This is a genomic window from Arthrobacter sp. U41, from assembly GCF_007679325.1.
Taxonomy (GTDB): domain Bacteria; phylum Actinomycetota; class Actinomycetes; order Actinomycetales; family Micrococcaceae; genus Arthrobacter.
Genome location: NZ_VEGI01000001.1, coordinates 592163 through 618290, shown reverse-complemented (window position 1 = coordinate 618290; position 26128 = coordinate 592163). Strand labels below are relative to the sequence as shown.

24 protein-coding genes are annotated in these 26128 nt (G+C 68.1%); 18 read left to right on the top strand and 6 right to left on the bottom strand.

The features are described from left to right. Positions 1–6: 6 nt before the first annotated feature. Genes FS787_RS02900 through FS787_RS02890 form a run of 3 tightly spaced genes read right to left on the bottom strand, consistent with a single transcriptional unit; the run spans position 7 to position 2851 of the window. Entirely contained in the window at positions 7–789 is a 783-nt protein-coding gene (locus tag FS787_RS02900; RefSeq protein ID WP_186329076.1) for a spermidine synthase, read from the bottom strand. After that, the gene (locus tag FS787_RS02895) at positions 789–1997 is read right to left on the bottom strand and encodes an aminotransferase class I/II-fold pyridoxal phosphate-dependent enzyme (RefSeq protein WP_144670816.1); all 1209 of its coding nucleotides are present in this window, start codon (positions 1995–1997) and stop codon (positions 789–791) included. Before FS787_RS02895 ends, FS787_RS02900 begins: the two co-directional genes overlap by 1 nt. Beyond that, a complete protein-coding gene (locus FS787_RS02890) occupies positions 1994–2851 on the bottom strand; it encodes an SDR family NAD(P)-dependent oxidoreductase (protein ID WP_144670815.1) in 858 nt (285 codons plus the stop codon). Before FS787_RS02890 ends, FS787_RS02895 begins: the two co-directional genes overlap by 4 nt. A 48-nt stretch (positions 2852–2899) precedes the next feature. Here FS787_RS02890 and coaD point away from each other — a divergent pair, with 48 nt between their 5' ends. The 7 genes from coaD to ftsY all read left to right on the top strand — a co-directional run bounded on the left by coaD (position 2900) and on the right by ftsY (position 11445). Further along, positions 2900–3400, top strand: a complete 501-nt coding sequence (gene coaD / locus FS787_RS02885; protein WP_056426798.1) for a pantetheine-phosphate adenylyltransferase — start codon at positions 2900–2902, stop codon at positions 3398–3400. Positions 3401–3574: 174 nt separating this feature from the next. Then, the gene (locus tag FS787_RS02880) at positions 3575–4099 is read left to right on the top strand and encodes a DUF177 domain-containing protein (RefSeq protein ID WP_082492579.1); all 525 of its coding nucleotides are present in this window, start codon (positions 3575–3577) and stop codon (positions 4097–4099) included. 36 nt (positions 4100–4135) lie between these two features. Further along, positions 4136–4339 carry a 50S ribosomal protein L32 gene (rpmF, locus tag FS787_RS02875; RefSeq protein ID WP_009356569.1) on the top strand — a complete coding sequence of 68 codons (204 nt, stop codon included), beginning with the start codon at positions 4136–4138 and terminating at the stop codon, positions 4337–4339. 21 nt (positions 4340–4360) lie between these two features. Next, positions 4361–5209, top strand: coding sequence for a ribonuclease III (gene rnc / locus FS787_RS02870; protein ID WP_144670814.1), 849 nt, complete (start codon positions 4361–4363; stop codon positions 5207–5209). A 9-nt stretch (positions 5210–5218) separates the two neighbouring features. Further along, the gene (gene mutM / locus FS787_RS02865) at positions 5219–6259 is read left to right on the top strand and encodes a bifunctional DNA-formamidopyrimidine glycosylase/DNA-(apurinic or apyrimidinic site) lyase (protein ID WP_144670813.1); all 1041 of its coding nucleotides are present in this window, start codon (positions 5219–5221) and stop codon (positions 6257–6259) included. Positions 6260–6463: 204 nt separating this feature from the next. Continuing rightward, entirely contained in the window at positions 6464–10156 is a 3693-nt protein-coding gene (locus tag FS787_RS02860) for a chromosome segregation SMC family protein (protein WP_186329075.1), read from the top strand. A gap of 74 nt (positions 10157–10230) precedes the next feature. Further along, positions 10231–11445: a signal recognition particle-docking protein FtsY gene (ftsY, locus tag FS787_RS02855; protein WP_144670812.1), complete on the top strand. Its 1215-nt coding sequence runs from the start codon at positions 10231–10233 to the stop codon at positions 11443–11445. Between the two features lie 101 nt (positions 11446–11546). Here ftsY and FS787_RS02850 read toward each other — a convergent pair whose 3' ends face one another. Continuing rightward, positions 11547–13247, bottom strand: coding sequence for a hypothetical protein (locus FS787_RS02850; protein WP_144670811.1), 1701 nt, complete (start codon positions 13245–13247; stop codon positions 11547–11549). Between the two features lie 72 nt (positions 13248–13319). Further along, positions 13320–14558: an MFS transporter gene (locus tag FS787_RS02845; protein ID WP_144670810.1), complete on the bottom strand. Its 1239-nt coding sequence runs from the start codon at positions 14556–14558 to the stop codon at positions 13320–13322. A 259-nt stretch (positions 14559–14817) separates the two neighbouring features. On the opposite strand from FS787_RS02845, the gene FS787_RS02840 reads away from it, so the two are divergent. Both FS787_RS02840 and FS787_RS02835 read left to right on the top strand, forming a co-directional pair. Further along, complete coding sequence (locus FS787_RS02840) at positions 14818–16191, top strand: ammonium transporter (protein WP_144670809.1); 1374 nt, start codon at positions 14818–14820, stop codon at positions 16189–16191. Next, positions 16188–16526: a P-II family nitrogen regulator gene (locus tag FS787_RS02835; RefSeq protein ID WP_024366371.1), complete on the top strand. Its 339-nt coding sequence runs from the start codon at positions 16188–16190 to the stop codon at positions 16524–16526. The genes FS787_RS02840 and FS787_RS02835 overlap by 4 nt, the downstream gene beginning before the upstream one ends. A 178-nt stretch (positions 16527–16704) precedes the next feature. Here FS787_RS02835 and FS787_RS02830 read toward each other — a convergent pair whose 3' ends face one another. Continuing rightward, a complete protein-coding gene (locus FS787_RS02830; protein ID WP_144670808.1) occupies positions 16705–18096 on the bottom strand; it encodes a glucose-6-phosphate dehydrogenase in 1392 nt (463 codons plus the stop codon). Positions 18097–18248: 152 nt separating this feature from the next. Between FS787_RS02830 and ffh the strand changes: the two genes are divergently transcribed. From ffh to trmD, 9 genes are all read left to right on the top strand, one after another. Continuing rightward, positions 18249–19838, top strand: coding sequence for a signal recognition particle protein (gene ffh / locus FS787_RS02825; RefSeq protein WP_144670807.1), 1590 nt, complete (start codon positions 18249–18251; stop codon positions 19836–19838). 60 nt (positions 19839–19898) lie between these two features. Then, positions 19899–20648 (top strand): alpha/beta fold hydrolase, encoded by a 750-nt coding sequence (locus FS787_RS02820; protein WP_144670806.1) that lies wholly within the window; start codon positions 19899–19901, stop codon positions 20646–20648. Positions 20649–20701: 53 nt separating this feature from the next. Further along, positions 20702–21784, top strand: coding sequence for an amidohydrolase family protein (locus FS787_RS02815; protein ID WP_144670805.1), 1083 nt, complete (start codon positions 20702–20704; stop codon positions 21782–21784). A 101-nt stretch (positions 21785–21885) separates the two neighbouring features. Continuing rightward, complete coding sequence (locus FS787_RS02810) at positions 21886–22761, top strand: VOC family protein (protein ID WP_144670804.1); 876 nt, start codon at positions 21886–21888, stop codon at positions 22759–22761. A gap of 462 nt (positions 22762–23223) precedes the next feature. Next, positions 23224–23661 (top strand): hypothetical protein, encoded by a 438-nt coding sequence (locus FS787_RS02805; RefSeq protein ID WP_144670803.1) that lies wholly within the window; start codon positions 23224–23226, stop codon positions 23659–23661. A gap of 215 nt (positions 23662–23876) precedes the next feature. After that, positions 23877–24299, top strand: a complete 423-nt coding sequence (gene rpsP, locus FS787_RS02800; RefSeq protein WP_138769023.1) for a 30S ribosomal protein S16 — start codon at positions 23877–23879, stop codon at positions 24297–24299. Between the two features lies 1 nt (position 24300). Next, a complete protein-coding gene (locus tag FS787_RS02795; RefSeq protein ID WP_056426755.1) occupies positions 24301–24543 on the top strand; it encodes an RNA-binding protein in 243 nt (80 codons plus the stop codon). 161 nt (positions 24544–24704) lie between these two features. After that, positions 24705–25310 (top strand): ribosome maturation factor RimM, encoded by a 606-nt coding sequence (rimM, locus tag FS787_RS02790; RefSeq protein WP_144670802.1) that lies wholly within the window; start codon positions 24705–24707, stop codon positions 25308–25310. Further along, entirely contained in the window at positions 25311–26120 is an 810-nt protein-coding gene (trmD, locus tag FS787_RS02785; protein ID WP_144670801.1) for a tRNA (guanosine(37)-N1)-methyltransferase TrmD, read from the top strand. Positions 26121–26128 lie beyond the last annotated feature (8 nt).

The window sequence follows — 26128 nt, the reverse complement described above, 5'->3', positions numbered from 1 at the left end:
CGTCGGCTAGTCCGAGATTTCGTCGAGGCCGACGCCGGACAGCACCTTCGCGGGGTGCGGCCCGCGGGCGGTGAGCGCCGCGGTCCACATCTCCGGCCAGGGCCGCTGCGTCCCGATGAGGATGATGTTGCCGGGATAGCGGCCGCTGAACATCCCGGCCTCGGCAAAGGCGGCGACGTCGGGCATAGCACGGCGCAGCGCGTCCACCTGGCTCCGGACCAGCGTGAGGCCCGGCTCGTCGCCCACGTTAACGATCAGCACCCCGCGGGGGCTCAGCTTCGCCGCCGCCTCGAGGTAGAACTCCGTGCACGCGATGTGCTCCGGCGCTTCGGGACCGGAAAAGATGTCCAGGATCACGACGTCGAAGCGCAGCTCCGGGGGCAGCTCCGCCAGGGCGTCCCGCGCATCGCCGATGATCGTGTGCAGCTGCGTGCCGTCGGGCAGGGGGAGTTGCTGCAGCACGAAGTCCAGCAGTTCCCGCTCCAGCTCCACCGCGTATTGCACGGAGCCCGGCCGGGTGGCCTGGATGTACCGGGCAAGGGTCAGGGCGCCTGCCCCAAGATGGAGCGCCGTGACGGGTTCGCCCCAGGGGGCCGCCAGGTCCACCACGTGGCCGATCCTGCGCAGGTACTCGTAGAAGATGTCCGAGGGGTCCGCCAGGTTGACGTGCGACTGTTCCGCCCCGCCGATGCTCAGCACATAGCCGCCCTCGGTGAACTCGTCGGGTTCGATCGCGGCGTGCTGGCCCGTGGTGCGGAGGAAGCGCGAGGCGTGAGGGGCGTCCGCCATCAGAGGAGGTCGCGGAGGGTCGCAAGCCGTCCGGCGGCTTCCTGCAGGACGTCGATCCGCTTGCAGAACGCGAACCGCAGGAGGGTCCGGGTGCGTTCGGCGCCTTCGGGGTGGCAGAACACGGGCACCGGAATGGCGGCGACGCCCACCAGCGCGGGCAGCCGGCGGGCCAGGTCCAGGGCATCGGTGATGCCCAGCGGCGCGGTGTCAACGTTCACGAAGTACGTCCCCTGCGGGGTGAAGACGTCCAGCCCGGCGGCGCGCAGACCCTCGCTGAGGATGTCGCGTTTGAGCTGGAGGGTATCGGCGATTCCGGTGTAGAACTCGTCCGGCAGCCCCAGCCCGGCCGCGATGGCGCTCTGGAACGGGGTGCCGGAGCTGTAGCTCAGGAACTGCTTGACCGTGCGGGCCGCCGAAACGAGGTGTTCCGGGCCGCAGAGCCAGCCGATCTTCCAGCCGGTGAAGGAGAAGGTCTTGCCGGCGGAGGAGATGGTCAGGGTGCGTTCCGCGGCGCCCGGCAGGGTGGCCACCGGGATGTGGCGGACACCGAAGGTGAGGTGTTCGTAGACCTCGTCGGTGATGATGACGGCGTCGTACCGGGTGGCGAGCTCGACGACGCGTTCCAGCACCTCGCGGGGGAACACGGCGCCGGTGGGGTTGTGCGGGTTGTTGATCAGCACCACCTTGGTGCGGCTGCTGAACGCCGCCTCAAGCGCGTCCAGGTCCGGCATGAAGTCCGGGGCCAGCAGCGGGGCGGTAACGTGGCGGGCACCGGAGAGGCCGATGATCGCGCCGTAGGAATCGTAGAAAGGCTCAAAGGTGAGGACCTCATCGCCGGGGCCCACCAGCGCCAGCAGCGAGGCGGCAATGGCCTCGGTGGCGCCGGTGGTGACGATGATCTCGGTCTGCGGGTCCGGCGTCAGGCCGTAGAAGCGTTCCTGGTGCAGGGAGATTGCCTCGCGGAGCTCCAGGATGCCTTTGCCGGGGGCGTACTGGTTGGCTCCGGCGGCGATGGCGGCCTGCGCGGCGGCCTTGATCTCCACCGGGCCGTCCTCGTCCGGGAAACCCTGCCCGAGGTTGATGGCGCCGGTCTGCAGGGCGAGGGTGGTCATCTCCTCGAAGATCGTCACGCCGAGCGTGCCGTCGGGGGAGAGCAGGTTGGCGCCGGTCGCGGTCCGCTGCCAGGGAAGTGGCGCCGGGGAGTTCACCGGGTGCCCGCCTTCTGGCCCCGGCCGGTGAACTTGTCCATAGTGGTGTAGATCCCGAAGACCTTCCCGCCCACAAAGTCCCAGGCCCGCACCGGCAGCAGCCCGCGCAGGACCTTGCCCAGCTGCGCCGTCGCCGGGGCGATCAGTTGCGGCTGTCCGGCGAAGGTGGCCCGCCAGGCCCGGTCCACGGCGTCCTCCGGTGTCATCAGGGGTGTCAGCAACGGCCCGCGGGCGCCGTCGAACATTCCGGTGGAGATGTAGCTGGGACAGAACGTGGTCACCTTAAGGTGGCCGAAGCCCTGCTGCTCGAGTTCCAGCCGGAGCGAGTCGCTCCAGCCGATCACCGCCCACTTGGACGCCGCGTAGACGCTCATCCGCGGGTTGGACACGGTGCCGGCCGCGGAGGCGATGTTGAGGATCCGCCGCGGCCGGGCGGCGTCGGCCATCATGGCCGGGAGGAACGCGTGGGTGACGTACATCGGCGCCAGCGCGTTGATGTCCATGGTCAGGGCGATGTCCCGTTCCGGGCTGTGGTCCCAGAAGAGCGCCCCGCGGACGATGCCGGCGTTGTTGATGAGCAGCGTCAGCGGACCTTCCGCCGCGCACTCCGCGGCGGCCTCGGCGATGGCCGTGCGGCTGGCGAGGTCCACCTGGCGGACCACGGCACGCGCCCCGAGCGCGGTCACCTCGGCAGCGGTGTTGGCCAGGCCGTCGGCGTCGACGTCCCAGAGAATCACGACGCCGGCGCCCTCGCGGGCCGCTCGCAGGGCGTACAGGCGGCCCATGCCCATGGCGGCGCCCGTCACGAGGACCACGCCTCCGGACACGGTGAAGGGAAGCTTTGATGCTGACATTCAGTCATGTTATCCCGGGCTGCGCCGCCGGTACGGTAGGTTCGGAGCATGAGACGCGCCGTATGCCCTGGCTCCTTTGATCCCATCCACAACGGACACCTGGAAGTCATTGCCAGGGCCGCCGGCCTCTTCGATGAGGTCATTGTGGGCGTCTCCACGAACTACGCCAAGAAATACCGCTTCACGCTCGAGGAACGCATTGATATGGCGCGGGAAACCCTGGCCTCCCTGCGCGGCATTGTGGTGGAGCCGGTGGGGGAGGGACTCCTCGCCGAGTACTGCCGCCAGCGGGGTGTGGACGCCATCGTCAAGGGCCTCCGTTCCTCGTCTGACTTCGACTACGAACTGCCGATGGCGACGATGAACCGGCAGCTGACCGGCGTCGAAACGGTCTTCCTGCCCGCCGAAAGCCATTACCTCCACTTGTCCTCCACCTTGATCAAGGAAGTGTTCACCCTGGGCGGCGATGTGTCCGACTTTGTGCCCCGCTCGGTGCTGAAACGGCTGCACGCGGGCGAGCCGGTCCGGGACCAGCCGCGCAGAGGGTAAGCTTGATCGGTACTCGGCGGCCTGCTGCCGGTTGCGCGGCCCTTTCCGGGGCCGGACCGCGGTGCGAACCGCCGGCGTGTCCCCGGTTTGAGTCCGTCCGGAAGATCAGGCTAAGATGGTACGTCGGTCATATGTTCAACAGGAGTTCTCATTAAACGAGATGCTAGTTCGCCCTTGGCGTTCGACGTCAAGGACCTCGGACGCAGTCCGGGAAGCATGCGGACGCTGACGGAACATGTACCCGCACCAAGTGATCTTGGTGTGGCACTCATTGGCGTGCAGGAAGGCTCGGATGTCGAGCTGGACCTGCGGCTGGAGGCCGTACACGAAGGAATTTTGGTATCAGGTACCGCGAACGTCGAAGTAACCGGCGAATGCGGCCGATGCCTGGATCCCCTTGCGTATGACCTCGAGGTCAATGTGCAAGAACTTTTCTTCTACGAGGACGCTGAGTTCTCGGATGAAGAAGACGAAGAAGAGCAACGTCGAGTCGAGCACGATCTGATCGATCTTGAGCCGGTGTTGCGGGACGCAGTTGTAACCATGCTGCCGTTCCAGCCGGTGTGCCGGGAAGACTGCCAGGGCCTTTGCTCCGAATGTGGAGTTCGCCTGGAAGACGAGCCGGGGCATCACCACGAGGTGGTAGATCCTCGCTGGGCTGCCCTAGCTGACTTGGCTAAGCCTGACCGGCAAAACTGATTTGTAAGTGTTGGACTAGAGAGAAATGAGTTAGCCGTGGCTGTCCCGAAGCGGAAAATGTCTCGCTCGAATACCCGCGCCCGCCGCTCCCAGTGGAAGGCAACCGCCCCCCACCTGGTGAAGACTGTCGAGAACGGCCAGGTCACCTACAGCCTGCCGCACCAGGCAAAGGTCGTTACCGACTCGGCTGGCACCGCGCTGTTCCTTGAATACAAGGGCCGCAAGGTCGCAGACGTCTAATCCGCCAACTGGCTGACTAAGATGTCTTCAACTGAAGAGCTTCTGAAGCGTCTCGGTGTCACTATTGACGCCGGGACGCTTCGTCTTGCGCTCACACACCGTTCCTACGCCTACGAAAACGGCGGCATCCCCACCAACGAACGCCTCGAGTTCCTGGGCGACTCCATCCTGGGGTTCTCGGTCACCGACGCGTTGTACCGTGACAACCCCACGCTGCCCGAAGGGGACCTGGCCAAGCGCCGGTCCGCCGTGGTCAGCACCCGGGCACTTGCGGGCATCGGCCGCAGCATCGGCCTGGGGGAGTACATCTACCTCGGACAGGGCGAAAAGCTCACCGAAGGCAAGAACAAAGCCTCCATCCTCGCGGACACCATGGAGGCGCTGATCGGCGCCACCTACGTCTCCAACGACATCGAGACGGCACGCCAGCTGGTGATGCGCCTGATCGGGCCGCTGCTGAAGGACGCTGCCGCACTTGGCGCCGGCACCGACTGGAAGACGAGCATCCAGGAGCTGGCGGCCAGCCGCCAGCTGGGGACGATCAACTACGCCGTGGAGGGCTCCGGCCCGGACCACGCCCGGACCTTCGAAGCGGTTCTGCGCATCGGCGGCAACGACTACGGCTCCGGCACGGGCAACTCCAAAAAGGAAGCCGAGCAGGAAGCTGCCGCGGATGCCTGGCGCAGGCTGTCGGCGCCGTCGGCTGCGGCTACGGCTGCGGCCACGGAAGCAGTAGCTGCGGAAGCTGCCGGGGAGGGCGGCCCGCCGTCCGCCGGATCAGCGTCGGCGGCAGCAGGGGCGGACGGCTCGCCGTCCACGGGATCCGCTGTGCCCGGCGCGCAGCAGCTGCACTCCCAGCCCGGCGCCTAGGCACGCCCCATGCCTGAACTGCCCGAGGTCGAAGTGGTTCGCCGCGGCCTGGTGAGCTGGGTGCGGGGCCGGACCATCACCGCTGTTGAGGTGGTGGATCCGCGCTCCATCCGCCGGCACGTACTGGGCCCGGAGGACTTCGCCGGCAACCTCGAAGGCGCCCGCGTCCTGGACGTGGTCCGGCGCGGAAAATTCCTCTGGATGCCGTTGGCAGACACCCCCGCCGGCACTGCCGCAGGCACGCCCGGAGCCACCCCTGCCGGCACGCCCGCAGGCACCCCTGTGGATGATCGCCCGGCTGATGCCCTCGGCGGGGCAGTGGAAACCGTTCCGTCCGTGGCGCTCATGGCGCACCTGGGCATGTCCGGGCAGCTCCTGATGCAGGACACCGGGGCAGCGGACGAGAAGCACCTGAAAGTGCGCCTGCGTCTCAGCCCGGCGGACGGTATGCCGGAGCAGCTCCGGTTTGTGGACCAGCGGATCTTCGGCGGTCTGTTCCTCACCTCGCTGATCCCCACGTCCGACGGCGGTCCCGGCGGACTCGCCGAAACTCCGCTGCCGCTGATTGCCGAGGAAGCCGCGCACATCGCGCGCGACCCGCTGGACCCCTACTTCTCCTTCGACGACTTTTACCGCCGACTCCGGGCCCGCAAAACCGGGCTCAAACGCGCTCTGCTGGACCAGGGGCTCGTCTCGGGGATCGGCAACATCTACGCGGACGAGGCACTCTGGAAGGCCCGGCTGCACTTCGCCCGTCCCACGGACACCCTCCGGCGGGCGGACGCCGCGCGTGTCCTTGACGCCGCCCGGGAGGTCATGACCGACGCCCTGGCGGCTGGCGGCACCAGCTTTGACTCGCTGTACGTGAACGTCAACGGCGCATCCGGGTACTTTGACCGGTCCCTGAACGCCTACGGGCGGGAGGGCAAGGAATGCACGCGCTGCGCCGAAGCGGGCCGGGTCAGCTTCCTCCGGCGGGACCAGTTCATGAACCGTTCCTCCTACACGTGCCCGGTGTGCCAGCCCCGGCCCCGGAACGGCCGCTGGTAACGCCTGTCCGCCCGCCCGACCCATCGGTTGCTCCATAACTGCCGTTTTGAGGCCGCAAAAGGGCAGTTATGGAGCAACGGATGCAGATCGTGGCCCGTGTCGACGATTTTCTGCCGAACCGCCCAAATCCGCTGAATTTCCTGTGGTGGCGGTAGATTTAGGGCAGGAACAGCCGTTTCCGCCAGCCAGGAGAACCGAAACACCTTGCACCTCAAAAGCCTGACCGTCCGGGGATTCAAATCCTTCGCCTCGGCGACGACCTTCGAATTCGAACCAGGTGTCACCGCCGTGGTGGGTCCCAATGGCTCCGGCAAGTCCAATGTGGTGGACGCCCTGTCCTGGGTGATGGGCGAGCAGGGTGCCAAAACACTCCGCGGCGGCAAGATGGAGGACGTGATCTTCGCGGGCACGTCCGGCCGCCCGCCGCTGGGCCGTGCTCACGTCTCACTCACCATCGACAACAGCGACGGCGCCCTGCCGATCGACTACAGCGAAGTCACCATTGCCCGCACCCTGTTCCGCACTGGCGGCTCGGAATACGCGATCAACGGCGCCAGCTGCCGGCTGCTGGACATCCAGGAACTCCTGTCCGACTCGGGCCTGGGCCGGGAAATGCACGTGATCGTGGGGCAGGGGCAGCTGGACAAGGTGCTGCACGCCACCCCGGAGGACCGGCGCGGGTTCATCGAAGAGGCCGCGGGCATCCTCAAGCACCGCCGCCGCAAGGAAAAAACAGTCCGCAAACTCGAAGCCATGCAGGCCAACCTCGCACGGCTCAGCGACCTCACCGGCGAAATCCGCCGGCAGCTCACACCCTTGGGCAAGCAGGCGGCAGTCGCCCGGCGGGCCCAGACCGTACAGTTCGAGGTCCGCGACGCACGCTCCCGCCTCCTCGCCGACGACCTGGTCCAGCTGCAGTCGGCCCTGGCCCAGGACGTGGCGGACGAGACCGCGCTCAAAGCCCGCCGCGGCGTCGTCGAGCAGGAACTTGAACTCGGCAGGCAGCGGCAGGCCGGACTGGAGCAGCTCGCCGCCGAGGCCACCCCGAAGCTCAGCGCCGCCCGCGACACCTGGTACCAGCTCTCCGCCGGGCGGGAACGGCTGCGCTCCCTCGGCTCGCTCGCCGAGGAGCGGCGCCGGCTGCTGGGGGCCTCCGACGCCGTTCCCGATTCCGGCCGCGACCCCGACAAACTCGACCGGCAGGCCGCCGGCGTCCGTGCGGAACAGGCCGGGCTGGAGCGCCAGATCCTGGAGCGCCGCAGCACCCTGGACGCCGCAACGGCCGCGAAGCAGGATGCCGAAAACGCCGCCGCCGCCGAGGACAGACGCCTCGCGTCCCTGCTCCGCGCCGCCGCCGACCGCCGCGAAGGCCTCGCCAAACTGGCCGGCCAGGTGGGCGCCGCGCGCTCCCGTGTGGAGTCGGCGCAAGCGGAACTCGGCCGGCTCCGTGAATCCCTCAAGGCAGGGGAGGAGCGCCGCAGGCAGGCCCAGAGCGAATTCACCGCCCTGGAATCCCAGGTGGCCGGCGTGGAGGACGGCGAGGAAACCCTCGACGCCGACTACGAGGATGCCAGCGCCGCGCTGGATGCCATACTCACGGAGATTGACGCCCTGAAGGCGGCCGAGCGCGACGGCGAGAAGGAGCGCGGCGCCCTGGTTGCCCGCCGCGACGCGCTCCAGCTCGGCCTGAACCGCAAGGACGGCTCGGACCATGTCCTCGGCTCCGGGATCCCCGGGGTCCTCGGATCCCTGGCCTCCATGATCACGGTGGAACCCGGCTTCGAGGCCGCCATCGCGGCGGCCCTCGGCGCCGCCTCCGATGCCATTGTGGTCCAGGACGGCGGGACGGCCGCCGCCGCGATCCAGCGGTTGAAGGACGACGACGCCGGCCGGGCCACCCTGCTGCTCGCGGGGTCGAATACCGCGCCGGCAGCCCCCGGTGTGGATCCCAGCGGTGAGCTCAGCGGTGAGCTCCCCGGGAACGCCCGGTGGGCCGTGCAGCTGGTCACGGCATCCGGCACGGCAGCCGGCGCAGCGCCGGGGGCAGCACCGGGCCCGGAATCCGGAGCAGAGGATGCCTCCGGCGTGCCGCTGCCTGGTCTGCCGCTGCCTGGTCTGCCGCTGTCCGGTCTGCTGGCCGGGATCGCCGTCGTCGACGGGCTGGATGAGGCGGCGCAACTGATCGCGGCGCGCCCGGACCTCACCGCCGTGACCACATCCGGGGACGTCTTTACCGCGCTGACGGTCAGCGGAGGCTCCGCGAAGGCGCCCTCGCTGATCGAGGTGCAGGCCGCCGTCGATGACGCCTCCGCACGGCTTGCCGCCGTAACCGCCGAGCTGGAACGCCAGCGGTTCGCCCTCGCCGGCGCGCAGGCCAAGCGCGCCGCGGCGCAGGAGCGCGCCGATGCCGCCCTGGAACGGCTGCACGATTCGGACGCCCGGCTGGCCGCCGTCGCCGAGCGCCTGGGCCACCTGAACTCCGTGCTCCGCAGCGCCGTCGGCGAAAGCGAGCGGCTGGCCGCCTCCCTCGCCAGGGCCGAGGCCAACATCGTCAGCGAACAGGACGCACTCGCCGCGGTAGCTGCCAGGCTGGCCGCCGCGCAGGAAGCGCCGGCCGAGGAGGAACCCTCCCCGGATCACCGTGATGCCCTGGCGCTGGCGGCGTCGCTGGCCCGCAGCTCCGAAATGGAGGCACGTCTGGCCCTGCGCAGCGCCGAGGAACAGCTCACGGCCACCCGCAACCGGGCGTCATCGCTGGAACGCGCCGCCGCCACCGAGCGCCGTGCCCGCGAGGAAGCGGCCGAACGCGCCCGCCGCCGCCGGCTGCAGGCCAAACGCGCCGCGGCTGTCTCCGCCGCCGTCGGCAGGGTGATCGGCTTCATCGACGTGTCCGTGGAGCTCGCCCGGCAGGAACGCGACAGCGCCGAGGAACGCAAGGAGCAGATGGACGCGGAGCTGGCCGCAGTGCGGAACAGCAACGATGCGCTGGCCCGCGAGCTGGCCGAACTGACGGACTCGGTGCACCGCGACGAACTGGCCCGCGCCCAGCAGCGCCTTCGGATCGAAGCCCTGGAGCTCAGGAGTGTTGAGGACCTGGGCCTGACCGCTGACCAGCTCGTGGCGGATTTTGGACCGGACCAGCCCGTTCCGGTGCCGGCCGGGGAATCGGGGGACAAGTGGGCTGCCCTCCGCGCCCCGGTGGACGAGGACGGCCGCGAGATCGTGGCCGGCAAGCCGTTTGTCCGCGAGGAACAGGAGAAGCGCCTCAAACGCGCCGAGCGGGACCTCTCCGCCCTGGGCCGCGTGAACCCCCTGGCGCTGGAGGAATTCGCGGCTCTCGAGGAACGCCACCAGTTCCTCAGCACCCAGCTGGAGGATCTCAAGTCCAGCCGCAAGGACCTGCTGGACATCATCAAGGAAGTGGACGAGCGCGTCCAGAAAGTGTTCGCCGAGGCCTTTGAGGACACCGCGGCGCAGTTCGTCCGGATCTTCGCACGGCTGTTCCCCGGCGGTGAGGGCCGGCTGGTCCTGACCGACCCCTCGGACATGCTCACCACCGGCATCGAGGTGGAGGCGCGCCCGGCCGGCAAGAAAATCAAGCGGCTCTCACTGCTTTCGGGCGGGGAACGGTCCTTGACCGCGGTGGCCCTGCTCGTCGCGATCTTCAAGGCCCGGCCCTCGCCGTTCTACGTGATGGACGAGGTGGAAGCGGCCTTGGACGACACCAACCTGGGCCGGCTCATCACCATTTTCGAGGAACTGCGCGAATCCAGCCAGCTCATCATCATCACGCACCAGAAACGCACCATGGAAGTCGCCGATGCCCTCTACGGCGTCACCATGCGCGGCGACGGCGTCTCCACCGTCATCAGCCAGCGCCTCGGCGCCCAGGTCTGAGGCACGCTCCGGACCCGCCGTCGCGCGTTTTCCCGGCTCCGCGACGGCTTTCCGGTTTGTGAGAAGCTAGGGGAGTGAACGACATCCTCCCTATTCTTCTGCCCATTCTGGCCGCCCTGGTGGTTCTCGGCGCGCTGATTCCGGTCCTCATGAAGACCCGGAAGAACATCACCAACTACCCGGAAAAGCGTGACGCGAACGATCCGGTGCAGCCACGCGCCGGCGGTACCCTCCTCGAGGACCGGCCCGCGCCGGCACCGGCGCCGGACCGCAGGGCCCCGGACACTGCCGACGTCGAGGGCCTGGAAACAATCGAGGTCCCGGACAACGTGGCCGGCCTGGAAACCGTTCCGGTGGAAACGCCGCTGCCGGTGGCCGGCCGCCTGATCCGTCTGCGCGAACGCCTGGTCAAGTCCAACAACATCCTGGGCAAGGGCCTGCTGGCGCTGCTCTCCGCGGACAAGATCGATGAGGACGTCTGGGACGAGGTGGAGGAGACCCTGCTGCTCGCCGACCTCGGCACCGAGCCCACCCTGCAGCTGGTGGACGCCCTCCGCGAACGCGTCAAGGTGCTGGGCACCCGCTCCCCGGAGCAGGTCAAGGCCCTGCTGCGCGAGGAACTCATCAAGCTGGTGGACCCCACCATGGACCGCAGCCTGCAGGTTCAGCGCCACGCGGACAAGCCCGCCGTCGTGCTGGTGGTGGGCGTCAACGGCGTCGGCAAGACCACCACGGTGGGCAAGCTCGCCCGCGTGCTGGTGGCCGAGGACAAGGATGTCCTGCTGGGCGCCGCGGACACCTTCCGCGCCGCCGCCGCCGAACAGCTCGCCACCTGGGGCCAGCGCGTGGGCGTCCCCACGGTGAAGTCCGACGTCGACGGCGCGGACCCGGCGTCCGTCGCCTACGAGGCGGTCAAGGCCGGCATCGACCAGGAAGTCGACGTGGTGATGATCGACACCGCGGGCCGCCTGCAGAACAAGACCGGACTGATGGACGAGCTCGGCAAGGTCAAGCGCGTCATCGAGAAGCTGGCCGAGGTGGACGAGGTGCTCCTGGTCCTCGACGCCACCACGGGACAGAACGGCCTGAACCAGGCACGGGTCTTCGCCGAGGTGGTCAACATCACCGGCATCGTGCTGACCAAGCTGGACGGCACGGCCAAGGGTGGCATTGTGGTGGCTATCCAGAAGTCGCTGGGTGTCCCGGTCAAACTGATCGGCCTTGGCGAGGGCGCGGATGACCTCGCCCCGTTCGACGCCGAGAACTTCGTCGACGCCATCCTGAACTGACCTCGCCTCTGCCGTCTAAAGAGTCTCAGTACCGCCTTAAACCAGACTGGCTCCCAGTTGTTGCCGAAAGGCAGCGACTGGGAGCCAGCGGTTTATGGTGCCTAGTGCTTGAAGTTCAGCACCGTCACCGTTCCGGCCGTCAGCTTGAAGGTCTGCGTCTGTGAACCGTACTTGAAACCCTCAACGGTGGCGCGGCCGGCGAGCGGAGTCGGATCCGACTTGGCGCCGTCGATCACCGTACTGTCCTGGGCCTCGTAGCTGGGCCCGGACAGCTGGGTCATGGTTCCCGTCAGCGCCGGCCCGGGCAGTTCCAGGGTGACCTGGGTCTGGGCCGCCTTCTCCGGGTCGTTCTTGTTGACGATGACAACCGTGGTGCTGCCGTCCTTGTTCTGCAACGCGTAGCTGTTGGACAGTCCGCCGCCGGTGCTGTCGAGGCCGAGGAACTTGCCCGGCTCCAGGTCGGCCACCATCGCCATTCCGAAGTAGTTCGCACGGGGTGCCATCTCGCCGTTCGGCTTGAGGTAGGCGCCGCCGCTGCAGATCACGGACATGGGCGGGCCGCCTTTGCAGGTGAGCATGGAACTGTGGAAGCCAAGCCGGGTGATGCCAAGGCGGGCGGCGTTCAACGAGTAGTCCACGGCCCACAGAGCCGTCGAATGGGTTTTGGTGGTCTGGTTGGAGCCGGGGCACGCGGACATGCCAGTCTCCGCGAGCCAGGTCTCAAGCCCGGCCGATTTTGCGGCGTTGAGGGCGTGCTTCTGGTAGTCCTCGGCGCGCTGGTGGGTTGCCTGGCCCAGCAGGTTGGGGATGGTGGGGAAGGCGTTCGACTTCGAATCCTTGCAGCTGAAGAGCGGGTAGTTGTGGAACGACAGGACCTTCTTCTGCGGCAGCTCGGCGTCGATAAACGGCTTCCACCACTTCTGGTCGTACACGCCGGGGCCGGAGATCACAACGCCGGGGGCGGCCGCGTGGATGGCTTCGGCATACGCCTTGAGCTCCACAGCGTATTCCTCGATGCCGTAGCTGGCCGGACGCAGTTTTGTGTACGCGAACCCGTTCGGTTCGTTGCCGACGGTGAAGCTCAGCAGCCTCTTGCCGAAGATCCGGGACGCGTGCTTGATCATGTCCGCGGCCCGGGCCGGGTTGTAGTGTCCCAGGTCCACGGTGAGGCTGATCTTGGCGTTGGTCGCCTCCAGGAGGGTGGCGACGCGCTCCAGGTCCTTGGGGGTGACCACCCTGGCGGGGTGGGCCTTGTCTCCCTTGTAGTTTGCTGGCATCGCTTCACCCGAGGACGTCCAGAAGAACCGGCGGTCGACGGCGTTGCCGCCGAAGCGGAGCACAGTGTCGTCGGAGTCCTTCAGGAGCGTCACCATCGAGGCATTGGCGGAGCTGAGGGTGGGATCGGCCAGGTCGGTCGCTTCCAGCGAAATTCCCACGGTGCCCTTGTTCAGGGTGGTTCCCAGAGGCTCGTTCTTGACCGTCAGCTGCAGCGGGTCCACCTTCTCCAGCGGTGAACCGGCGGGGGGCGGAGCCTGCTTGTAGTAGGTGACTGCCGGTGCCTTGGCCAGCGCCTTGGCCGGCGCAGTGGTCTGCGACGGCGTGGCCGCGGGCGTGGCGCCGGCGCCAGCGTCGCCGGAGACCGGTGTCGGGTTTCCGGACACGGTGAACAGGACGGCGATCAGCGCAACCACCGCCAGGGCCGCGATGACCCCGATCAGGCGCAGCCTGGTGGTCTTGCGGGAGGTGCGGGGTCTGGTGGAGTCGGGCTCCGTGCTGTTGGGCGGATGGTCAGTATCGGGCATGACGGATTCTCCAGCAGTTGTGGTTGGTTTGCACCCAGCCTAGCCAATGCCGGATGGTCCGCCTGCCGCGACTCAGGAGGACGGACGCTTGAATGTCTCCCGGGCGAAGAGCCAGCCGGCGGCAGCAGCCACCAGGACGCCGCCTGTGACGCCGAAAGCCCAGCCGTAGCCCAGCTGGTCCGCGAGGAGCCCGGCCAGCACGGGGCCGATGATCGCGCCGCTGTCGGCCGTCATCTGGAAGATGGCGAGCACCCGGCCGCCGGAGCGCTCGTTGCCGATCACGTCGGCCATGGCCGCCTGCTGGGCCGGCCCCAGCAGCCCCGAACCGATGCCGGCCACGGCGGTGGCCACGAGGAACCACAGCAGGTCGTGCGTGAAGCCGATGGCCGCCGTCGCGATGCCCGTCACCAGCAGGCCGGAGATCATCAGGGGTTTCCGGCCCAGGCTGTCCGCGAGTTTGCCGGAGAACGTCAGCGCCACCGCGTTGGCCGCGGCGAACACAGCCAGGGCCCAGCCCGCCGATTCCGGCCCCGCGTTCAGGGCGGCGACGGCGAAGAGCGGCACCGTGGCCATCCGCACGCCAAAGGTGGCCCAGCCGTTGGCGAAGCTGGAGAACAGCCCCGCCCGGTACGCGCTGTCCCGCAAGGCCTCGCGCAGTTCCATGGCCGGCGCCGTGCTGCCGTCCGGGCGGGAGGCCGTGGGCACGTGGCTCAGCTGGGTCTGCACTACCAGCGCGGCCAGCACCAGGGCGGCCGCGTAGACGAGGAACGGCACCCGCAGGCCGAAGCCGGCCAGCAGGCCGCCCACCACCGGCCCGCACACATTGCCGATCAGGAAGGCCGAGGCGTACGCCCCGGAAACCCGCCCGCGGCTCTCCGGCGGCGCCAGCCGGACCACCAGGGCCATCGACGCGACCGTGAACATCACTGAGCCGGCGCCGCCGAGGCCGCGGAAGATCAGCAGTTGCCAGTAGTCCTGGGCGAAGGCGCACGCCGCCGTCGACGCCGCGACAATCAGCAGGCCCGCCACGTACACCGGCCGTTCCCCGAGCTTCACGATCAGGGCACCGCCGGCGGGGGCGAACACCAGCCGCATGAACGCGAAGATGCTGACTATCACGGCGGCCGCGGTGGCGCCGACGTCGAACGTGGTGGCGAACTGGGGGAGGACCGGGGCCACCAGCCCGAAGCCGAGCGCGATCAGGAAGGCCGCGACCAACATCACCTTAATGTCGCGGGGCATCGCCGGTTTGCCGGTGTTCCGGGCAGCGGCCTGCGGCGGGGAACCCGCGGGGCGGGAGGTCTTACTCATGGTGGTGGCTTCCTGGCGATGCGGGTGTACTGGTCTGCGGATAGAGAGAGCGTGTTGGAGTGCGTGAAACATAACCGTAACAAGAAGGATTTGCACCATTTACTTCCGGGAGGTTCTTGTAACAACCCGGCAATCTAATTCCTCCACCGGTGAAACACGCCGCGGACAAACTCTTTCTTAGAACGCAAACCGCGTTGAGGCACGCGGAGAACTCCGCAAACACTTTTCGATCGCATCCAAGCAAGGGAGGACGTGCACCATGGAACTTACCGCAGGTCACGTATGGCTGATGGTGGCAGCAGCACTCGTGCTGTTCATGACACCAGGACTCGCATTTTTCTACGGCGGCATGACGCGCGCCAAGGCTGCACTGAACATGATGATGATGAGCTTCATCTCCATCGGCATGGTCGGTGTGGTCTGGGTGCTCTGGGGCGCCTCGATGAGCTCCGGCGAGGGCTTCATGCAGATGGTGGGCAACCCGTTCGCCACCTTCGGGCTGGAGGGCATCGACACTCCTGACGGACTCATCAAGGTGGGCTACGCAGCCACCTTCGCGATCATCACGGTCGCCCTGATCAGCGGCGCGATCGCTGACCGCGCCAAGTTCGGCGCCTGGTCCGTCTTCGTCCCTGTCTGGGTCACGCTGGTGTACTGCCCGCTGGCCTACATGGTCTGGGGCGGCGGGCTGTTCGGCCCGGAAGGCGCGATCGGCCAGGCCCTCGGCCCGGCGATTGACTTCGCCGGCGGCACAGTGGTCCACATCAACGCCGGCGTCGCCGCGCTGATCCTCGTGCTGATCATCGGCAACCGCAAGGGCTTCGGCAAGGACCCCAACCACCGCCCGCACAACATCCCGTTCGTGATGCTCGGTGCCGCGATCCTGTGGTTCGGCTGGTTCGGCTTCAACGGCGGCGCAGCAACGACGGCGGAACAGGGCGGCCTGATCTGGGTCAACACCCTCGCAGCCCCCGCCGCGGCCATGCTGGGCTGGCTCATCACGGAACGTATCCGCGACGGCCACCCGACCTCGCTCGGTGCCGCCTCCGGTGTGGTTGCCGGCCTGGTTGCCATCACCCCGGCCTGCGCCAACGTCAGCCCGATCGGTGCACTCGGCCTCGGCCTCGTCGCCGGTGCGGCGTCCGCGCTCGCCGTCGGCCTCAAGTTCCGCTGGGGCTTTGACGATTCGCTCGACGTCGTCGGTGTCCACCTGGTCTCCGGCATCATCGGCACCGTGGCCCTGGGCTTCATCGCCCTCCCGGTCGAGGGTGTGGGCGGCGGCCTCTTCTACGGCGGCGGACTCACCCAGATGTGGGCCCAGCTCGCAGCAGCCGGTATCGCCATCGCCTACTCCGCAATCCTGACCGCCATTATCGCCTACGCCATCCACAAGACCATGGGCTTCCGGGTCTCCCAGGAGCAGGAAGTGGTGGGCGTTGACCTCAGCCTGCACGCCGAAACCGCTTACGAGTTCGGTGTTGGCGGCCACGGCGGAAGCTTCACCCCGCTGCACGAACTCATCACCGGCAAGGCCCAGGGCGAAGCCGCGGCCACCCCGGCCGCCGAAACAGTGGACGTCTCGTCCAACGGCAAGAAGACCGCAGCAGCAGGCAAGGAAAGTGTGGAGGCATGAAACTGATCACAGCAATCGTCCGGCCGGAAAAGCTCGACACCATCCGCGAAGGGCTCGAAGCCTACGGAGTGCAGGGCCTCACGGTCAGCGCAGCCAGCGGCTACGGCCGGCAGCGGGGCTACACGGAGGTGTACCGCGGCGCCGAGTACAACGTGGACCTGCTCCCCAAGATCCGGGTAGAGGTCCTGGCCACCGACGAACAGGCCGACGACATCCTCGATGTCATCATCGCCAGCTCGAACACCGGCCGGGCCGGGGACGGCAAGGTCTGGACGATGGATGTGTTCGAGGCAGTACGGGTCCGCACCGGTGAACGCGGATCGGCTGCCATCTAACCAGCAGCAACGCACCACGCAGCTTCAAACAAGACAGCTTCAAACAACGCAGCGGACCGGGAACCTGAAAAGGTACCCGGCCCGCTGTGTGCGTGTGTGGTGCTGCCGGCGCAGCGCCGTTTGTGAACGCCGCCGGCAGGGGCGACTTCGGACGACGCCGGACGCCGACGGCGGAGGGTCAGTCCGCCTGCCAGCCTTCCGGCCCGCCGCTCCCGGCGGCGTACTCCTCCAGCGGTGCGCTGTCCCTGGCCCAGGCCTTGAGGACGGGCTCCAGGATCCGCCAGCAGTCCTCCGCGGTGTCGGCGCGGACCGAGAGCAGGGGATCGCCGGTCAGGACGCCTTCCAGGACCTCCCCGTAGGGCAGCAGCTCGGAGCCGCTCAGTTCGGCCTGGAGGGTGGCGCGGTCCAGGCTGAGGACATCGCCGGGGCCGTTCACATCGACGTCGAACTGCAGCGTGTCCGGACCGAAGCCGATCCTGAGCTGGTTGGGGGAGTCCACCCCGGTGAAGCCCCGGGGCAGGTGCGGCACCGGCCGGAACGTCACCACGGCTTCCTTGCGTTTGACGCCCAGGGCCTTGCCGGAACGCAGGATGAACGGCACGCCCTGCCAGCGCCAGTTGTCGATCTCCACCACCACTTCGGCCAGTGTCTCGGTGCCGCGGGCGGCGGCGACGCCTTCTTCCTTGGCGTAATCCGGAACCGTCCGGCCGCCGATCGAGCCCGCGGTGTACCGGGCGCGGCGGGTGTTCTTCGCGTACGGGGCTTTGATGCTGCTGGCCCGCAGCACCGTGGCCACGGCGTCGCGGAGGTCCCGTTCATCCACCGAGGCGGGCGGTTCGATCGCCATCAGGGCCATGATCTGCAGAAGGTGGCTCTGGACCATGTCGCGCAGGGCGCCGGCGCCGTCGTAGTACCGGGCGCGACCCTCCAGCGCGAGGTCCTCGTCAAAGACAATCTCGACCTTTTCGATGTGCTCCCGGTTCCACACCGGCTCCAGGAAGGTGTTGGCGAAGCGCAGCCCTAGGATGTTCAGCACCGTCGCCTTGCCCAGGAAATGGTCCACCCGGTGGATGTGGTCCTCCGGGACCAGGGCCGACAACGTTTCATTGAGCTGGCGGGCGGACGCCTCGCTGGAACCGAACGGCTTCTCCATCACCAGCCGCGTCCCGGCGGGCACCTGGTCCGGTTTCAACGCCTCGCACGCCAGCTGGCTGACGCGCGGCGGCAGCGCGAAGTAGATGGCCACGGGCCCCTCCAGCTGCGCCAGGAGACCGGCGAGCTGCCCGTCTGCCGTGACGTCCAGCTGGTGGTAGCCGGTGGTTTCCCGGATCCGTTTCAGCTCCCGCCGGCCGGGCGCGCTGGCCTGGGATTCGGAGTCGGCGAAGGACTCGTCGAGGCGATCCAGCCACTGTTCCGGTGTCCAGGCATCCGATCCGGCCCCCACCAGGGTCAGGCCGTCGGCACGTCCCCGGGACACGAGCCGGGCGAGTCCGGGCAGCAGGAGCCTGCCGGTGAGGTCGCCCGAGGCGCCCAGGATGAGCAGGGTTTTTATTGTTGTTTGGCTGGTCACCCACGACAGCATGCCATCTTGAACGCCCGTCTTGGTACCCTAGATAGTCGAGTCCCGTTGTCGAGGCGGTTCGTTCAGGCGAACTTCAGTCGCGACGCTGGCGTGCCGCACCGGCCGCCATCCGTAGATCCACTGAAAGAAGTGCACGGCGCGTGTTCAATTCACTCTCTGACCGGTTGACAGCAACCTTCAAGAATCTTCGTGGCAAGGGCCGCCTGACCGAGGCGGACGTTGACGCCACAGTCCGCGAGATCCGGCGTGCCCTCCTGGACGCCGACGTTGCCGTACCCGTGGTCCGCGAATTCACCGGACGTGTGCGCGAGCGTGCCCTCGGCGCCGAGGTGTCCGCGGCGCTGAACCCCGGCCAGCAGATCGTGAAGATCGTCAACGAGGAGCTCGTCGAGATCCTGGGCGGCGAGACCCGCCGGATCCGCCTCGCGAAGACCGGCCCCACCATCATCATGCTCGCCGGCCTGCAGGGTGCCGGTAAGACCACCCTGGCCGGCAAGCTCTCCAAGCACCTCAAGGCGCAGGGCCACAGCCCCATGCTGGTGGCCTGCGACCTGCAGCGCCCCAACGCCGTCACCCAGCTCCAGGTGGTCGGCAAGCGCGCCGGCGTGCCGGTCTTCGCCCCGCACCCGGGCGCCACCTCCACCGAACTGGAGCACCCGGCCGGCGACCCCGTCTCCGTCGCCCGCGCCGGCGTCGAGGAAGCCCGCCGCACGCTGCACGACGTCGTGATCGTTGACACCGCCGGCCGGACCGGCGTCGACGCCGAAATGATGGAACAGGCGCGCCAGATCCGCCGCGCCATCGTTCCGAACGAAGTGCTGTTCGTGGTGGACGCCATGATCGGCCAGGACGCCGTCAACACGGCCATGGCCTTCGACGAAGGCGTCAACTTCACCGGCATTGTGCTCTCCAAGCTCGACGGCGACGCCCGCGGCGGTGCCGCGCTCTCGGTTTCCTCCGTCACCGGCAAGCCCGTGATGTTCGCGTCCACCGGCGAAGGTCTGGACGACTTCGAGCTCTTCCACCCGGACCGGATGGCCTCACGCATCCTGGACCTCGGTGACGTCCTCACCCTGATCGAGCAGGCCGAACAGAACTGGGACAAGGACGAAGCCGCCCGGATGGCGAAGAAATTCGCCGACCAGGAGGACTTCACCCTGGATGACTTCCTGGCCCAGATGCAGCAGATCCGCAACATGGGCTCCATGAAGAAGATGCTCATGATGATGCCCGGAGCGCAGAACATCCGGCAGCAGCTGGAGCAGTTCGACGAGCGTGAAATCGACCGCGTCGAGGCGATCGTCCGGTCCATGACCCCGCACGAACGCGTCGCGCCCAAGATCATCAACGGCTCCCGCCGGGCCCGTATTGCCCGCGGTTCCGGTGTGCACGTCTCCGAGGTCAACGGCCTGCTGGAGCGGTTTGCCCAAGCCCAGAAGATGATGAAGAAAATGGCTGCCGGCGGCGGGATGCCCGGAATGCCGGGGATGCCCGGTATGGGCGGAGGCGGCGGTGCCCGCAAGGGCGCCAAGAGCGCACCCAAGAAGAAGGCCCGTTCCGGCAACCCGGCCAAGGCCGCGCAGGAGCTCAAGGAGGCCGAGGCGCGGCGTGCCGCGGGCGCCAAGGCCCTTCCGACCGGTGCCTCGTTCGGCCAGCAGGGCGGCGACTTCGATCCCTCCCAGCTGAACCTGCCCAAGGGCTTCGACAAGTTCCTGGGCGGCGGCAAATAGGCCCTGCCGGCCGCAATGTCGGCGGCCCCGTTGCGGGGGCCAGTGCCATAGGGTTAGACCATGTTCAAGCAGCGCGTAGTTTTCGTCCACGGGGCGGGCAGCTTCGGCGCTGCGGCATGGCCGAAACAGCACGGTATGGCGCTGAGCTACGACGCCCTGTTCCTGCGCCGCCACGGGTTTGACCCGGTCGCCGAGCCGCTGGAAACCGACTTCGCCGCCGACGCCGCCATCGTCCTGCGTGCCCTCGCCGATGACGGCCGCGGCGAGGCCGGCGGTCACGTCGTCGCGCACTCGCAAGGCGCCATCGCGGCGATGATGGCCGCCGTCGAACGTCCCGACCTGGTGCAGTCGTTGACCCTGGTGGAACCGGCGTGCCTCTCGCTCACCGCGGAGCTGCCGGCCACCGCGGCGCACCGGGCGCTGATGCAGCCGCTTTTCGAGGTCCGCCACCACCTGGGCGACGAGGATTTCCACCGCGAATTCGTCCGCCGGGTGTACGCGGCCCACACCCCCGCGCAAGCGACCCTGGGCGACCCGCAGCCGGAGGACCAGCGCGAGGCGCGCCGCCTGCGCCTGCAGGCACCGCCGTGGGAAGCCCCGCTGCAGATCGTCCCCGGCGTTCCCACCCTGGTCCTGACCGGCGGATGGGAACCGCTCTACGAAGAGATCGCCGGTTACCTGCGCGAGACCGGCGCCCTGCACCGCACCGCGCCGGGCGGGCACCGGCCCCAGGATTTAGCCGAGGGCAACCGGGTCATCCGGCGGTTCATCGCCGACGTCGGACGCCAGCAGCACGCCCACGCCTCCTAGCCGGTTGCGGGCGCTTGAGGCTGGCGGCCGCCGTCGCGCTTAGGCTTTAAGCCATGACCCGCATCATCGAATTCAGCGGCACCGTCCTCACCGGACCCCATACGGAACATCGCGGCCTGTGGTCCGTCGATGGTCTTCTGACCTTCCGCCGGCCCGCCGCCGTCCCGGACTGCATCCTGGACGGCTGGGTCATCCCCGGGCTGGTCGACGCGCACTGCCACATCGGGCTGGGCCCGGGCGGGGACGTCCCGGAGGACGTTGCGGAGCGGCAGGCCGTCACCGACCGCGACGCCGGCACCCTGCTGGTCCGCGACGCCGGCGCCGTCCACGACACCCGCTGGATCCAGCAGCGCGCGGACCTGCCGCAACTCATCCGTTCGGGGCGGCATATCGCCAGGACCCGGCGCTACCTCCGGGGGTTCGCCATCGAGGTGGAGCCGGAGGACCTGGTGGAGGCCGTGCGCAAGCAGGCCCGCGCCGGGGACGGCTGGATCAAGCTCGTGGGGGACTGGATCGACCGCGACGCCGGCGACCTCGCCGCGAGCTTCCCGCCCAGAACGCTGAAGGACGCCGTTCAGGCCGCCCACGACGAAGGCGCCCGGATCACGGCCCACTGCTTCGCTGAAGACACGCTGGATGACATGCTCGACGCGGGGATCGACTGCATCGAGCACGCCACGGGCCTGCTCCCGCGGCACCTGCCGCGGTTCGTCGACCAGGGCGTGCCGATCGTCCCGACCCTGATCAACATCGCCACGTTCCCCGATATCGCCGCCCAAGCCGAGGCCAAGTTCCCCCGCTACGCGGCGCACATGCGCGCACTCTGGGAGCGGCGGGCCGAGCGCGTGCTGGAAGCCTTCGAAGCCGGCGTCACCATCTACGCCGGAACGGACGCCGGCAGCGTCATCAAACACGGGCGCATCGTGGACGAACTCCGGGCGCTGCATGCCGCCGGACTCCCGGCCGCGGCAGCGCTCGACGCCGGTGCCTGGGCCGCGCGGGACTGGTTGCGGGCGGACGGCATCTCCGAGGGTGCCAGCGCCGACGTCCTGGTCTGTGCCGAGGACCCGCGCGGAAATCTGGCCACCCTGCAGGACCTGAAGAACGTCGTGCTGCGCGGGCACCTGGTTCGGTAGGCACCTGCCCGCTCCGGTTGGAATAAATTGAAGCTTCAAGTAATTTATATCTATGAAGGGTCATCGACGGACGGTGGCCGCCGAAGCACCGGAGCGATGAAATGACCCCAGAAGCCAGCACCCAGGACCTCCTTCCCGCCGACCTCACCATGGGCACCGTGATGCTCAAGGTCGGTGACATGAAGCTCATGACCGACTACTACCAGCGCGCCCTCGGCCTTGACATCGTGGCCGAGCAGGACGGCGGGCTCTACCTCGGACGCAAGGGCAAGCCCCTGGTGCACCTGGCGCCGGCGCCCGGACTGAACTTGCCCTCCCGCGGCGAGGCCGGCCTCTTCCACACCGCCCTGCTGTTCGAGGACCAGCCGTCGCTCGCCGCGACCGTCGCGTCTGCCGCGCAGTTCGAGCCGCAGTCCTTCACCGGCAGCGCCGACCACCTCGTCAGCGAAGCCTTCTACTTCAATGACCCCGAAGGCAACGGCATCGAGCTCTACTGGGACAGACCCCGCGACGCCTGGTCCTGGGATGGAAACAACGTCGTGATGGACAGCCTCGCCCTGCCCCCGCAGCGCTACCTCGAGCAGCACCTCACCGAAGCCTCGCTGGCCGGCCAGCGGGAGGCGGAGGCCGGAGTCGGGCATGTCCACCTCCAGGTGGGCGACGTCCAGTCCGCGCAGGACTTCTACGTCGGCACCCTCGGGTTCGAAAAGACGGCGGGCTGGCACGGGCAGGCGCTCTTTGTCTCGGCCGGCGGCTACCACCACCACATGGCCATGAACGTCTGGAACAGCCGCGGCGCAGGTCCCCGCCGCGACACCCTGGGCCTCGGCGAGGTGCTGATCGAAGTCCCGTCCAGGGACGACGTCGGATCCCTCGCCGACCGCCTCAAGACCGCCGGGGTCCAGTCCCACCACACCGGAGCCGAACTGCGCTTCGAAGACCCGTGGCGTAACCGGATCCGCGTCGCCGTCCGCTGAGTGCGCGTCCGGCACTGGTTGCGGCGCCGGCCTGCTGTGCGGGCAGTGCCGGACTTTGCTGCCCTGGCTTCAGGGACATGTCCAGCGCAGGCGGCAGCGAGTGAACATAGTGGCACTATGTCCGTTGGCCGCGACCAAGGGAGGGTATGTCCAGCGGGCCGGGGTGAGCGGGGCTGAAGCAGGTCGGGTTGGCGGAGGGCATGTCCATTCTTCGCTGGCGGTACCGAGGAGCATGCCCATTGGGCGCGGCATGGAGCGGGCACAGTAACTGTATGTCCATTGGTTGCCCTCCCGGGAGGGCATGTCCAATGGCAGCGGACTCGAGTGGGCACAGTGGCCTTATGTCCGTTGGCCAGGGTCGGGGGAGAGCATGTCCCGTCCGGGCGCCGGTGCGAAGCGGCTAGGCTGAAGTGACGCCTCAAACAGCGGACCAGCGCCGCCGAACAGCTAAGGACGAGTTCTATGGGATTCACCGAAGTTTTTGTCTCCACCCATGATGAAGCCCTCAAGCGTGCCGCCGCCCTCGACGGCGGGGCCGCTGCGGCGCCCGGGGCCGTCCGGATCGCCGACATCACCGACTTCGAAATCGAGCGCCTAGGTGACCTGGCCGGCACCGCCGTCCACGCCTCCGGAGCCGACTACGAGCTCGCCATGGTGGACGTGGCCAGCGACTCCCTGCTCGGCGTCCCGCCGGCGATGGTCCGCGCCCTGGCCGAGCTGCTCACCTATGAGACCGAGGGCGAGGAGGTTGTGCTGGACGACGTCGCCGAATCCTGGGCCGCCGAGGAGGACATGCCCTTCGGTGCGGAGCAGGCCGCCCGTTACGTCCGGCAGCTCGCCGAACTGGCAACCGCCGTCGATCCCGCCAGCAAATCAGGCCTTTACGTCTGGACTTCGTGACGCACCCGGGGCGCTGACAGGCCAGGAAATGGACCGGTTGGGGGTGTCAAGTCGAAATCCCGCCGCTGATCTGGCACAATAAACAGGTACTCGATCTGCGTGGCCCCTCTCTCCGCGTCCGGATCTTGTCCTTTTAGAACCCCCTAGTATGGCCCGCCCCACGGGTGCAGAACGCCGGGCTCGACCCCGTTTCAGAAACAGGAGTGACCACAAAAGTGGCCGTAAAGATTCGCCTTAAGCGCTTTGGCAAGATGCGCGCACCGTACTACCGTATCGTCGTCATGGACGCACGCTCCAAGCGTGACGGCCGTGCCATCGAAGAGATCGGCAAGTACCACCCGACCGAAGAGCCCTCGTACATCGAGGTCGACACGGACCGTGCCCAGTACTGGCTCGGCGTCGGCGCACAGCCGTCCGAGCAGGTTGCCGCGATCCTGAAGATCACCGGTGACTGGCAGAAGTTCAAGGGTCTCCCGGGCCAGGAGGGCACCTTGAAGACCAAGGCTCCCAAGGAAGCCTTCGTCACCCCGGAAAAGGGTTCCGTGATCATCCCGGAAGCCATCACCAAGAAGGCCAAGAAGGACGACGCAGCCGAGGCTCCCGCCGACGCCGAAGCAGAGACCACCGAGGCTGAGTAAATTGCTGGCAGAAGCGCTCGAACACCTCGTCCGCGGGATCGTTGACAGTCCTGAGGATGTCAAGGTCAGTGCGAAGAACAACCGCCGCGGGGACACCCTCGAAGTGCGCGTTCATCAGGACGACCTCGGACGGGTGATCGGCCGCCAGGGCCGCACCGCACGCGCACTGCGCACTGTGGTGGCAGCACTGGCGGATGGCGAGCCGGTCAGGGTCGACGTCGTCGACACCGACCGCCGCCGGTAACGCTTTCAGCAACACTTGTCTTGAGTCCGGCCCCTTCACCAGATAATGGTGGAGGGGCCGGACTGTTTTCCCCGGATTCCACAGTTTTCCGGTTACCCGGTCCCCGGATTTCCGGTCTTTACCAGTAGACCCAGACTCACCAACCCCGAACAGAGGAACAGATGCAGCTTCAGGTGGCACGAATCGGCAAGCCCCACGGCATCCGCGGCGAAGTAACCGTCCAGGTGCTCACCGATGCGCCCGGCGACCGTTTCGTCCCGGGCACCCGGTTCGTGGTGGAGCCGGCCTCGGCCGGCCCGCTGACCGTGGAGAGCGCCCGCTGGAACAAGGACATCCTGCTGCTCGCCTTCGAGGAGATTGAGACCCGCAACGAAGCGGAGACGCTCCGCGGCGCCAAGCTGTTCATCGAAACTGAGGACCTCGACGACGAGGACGACGACGAAGGCTGGTACGAGCACGAGCTCGAAGGCCTGGAGGTCCGCGTGGGTGACCAGGTGGTGGGCAAGGTCTCCGGCCTCCACACCCTCCCGGTCCAGGACCTGCTGGTGGTGACCGCAACCGACGGCAAGGAAATCCTGATCCCCTTCGTGGAGCAGATCGTCCCCGAGGTCAACGTCGGGGAGGGCTACGTGCTGGTCACGCCTCCGCCGGGACTCTTTGAAGTCAACGCCGAGGACGAGGCCAGGTCCGAGGCCAAGTCCGGCGACGGGGAGACGTCCGCTACAGGCTCCACCGGAGACCGCACCGACGACGGAGACAACGCCTAAATGAGGATCGACGTCGTCAGTATCTTCCCCGAATATCTGGCACCGCTGGAACTTTCGCTGATCGGCAAGGCGCGCCAGGACGGCCTGCTGGAGCTCAACGTCCACGCCCTCCGGGACTTCACCACGGACCGCCACCGGACCGTGGATGACACTCCGTACGGCGGCGGCGCCGGCATGGTTATGAAGCCCGAGCCCTGGGCCCAGGCGCTGGCCACGGTAGCGGCCGCCGCTGGGGAGGCTACGGCGAAGCCGGTCCTCATTGTGCCGTCGCCGGCAGGGGAGCGGTTCACCCAGGCCACGGCCCACGAACTGGCCGGAGAAGACCGGCTGGTGTTCGCCTGCGGACGCTATGAAGGCATCGACGAGCGCGTGATGGAATGGGCCGCCGAGCACTTCACCGTACGGCCGATGAGCCTGGGCGACTACGTCCTGAATGGCGGTGAAGTGGCGGTGCTGGCCATGGTGGAAGCCATCGGGCGGCTGCTGCCCGGCGTCGTCGGAAACCCCGAGTCCCTCGTGGAGGAATCGCACTCGGACGGTCTGCTGGAGTACCCCGTCTACACCAAACCCTCCAGCTGGCGGGACCGCGACGTCCCCGCCGTGCTGCTCAGCGGCAACCACGGCAAGATCGCCCAGTGGCGCCGGCACGAGCAGTACCGCCGCACCGCCGAACGCCGGCCGGACCTGCTGGAGGAGTTCGACGCCGGCAAGCTGCCCCGCGCGGACCGGACCGCTTTCGCGGACCTGGGGTACGACGTCGTCGACGGTCACCTGAAGCGCCGCGCCGACGCCGGCGGGGATTCCGCCTGACCGGATTG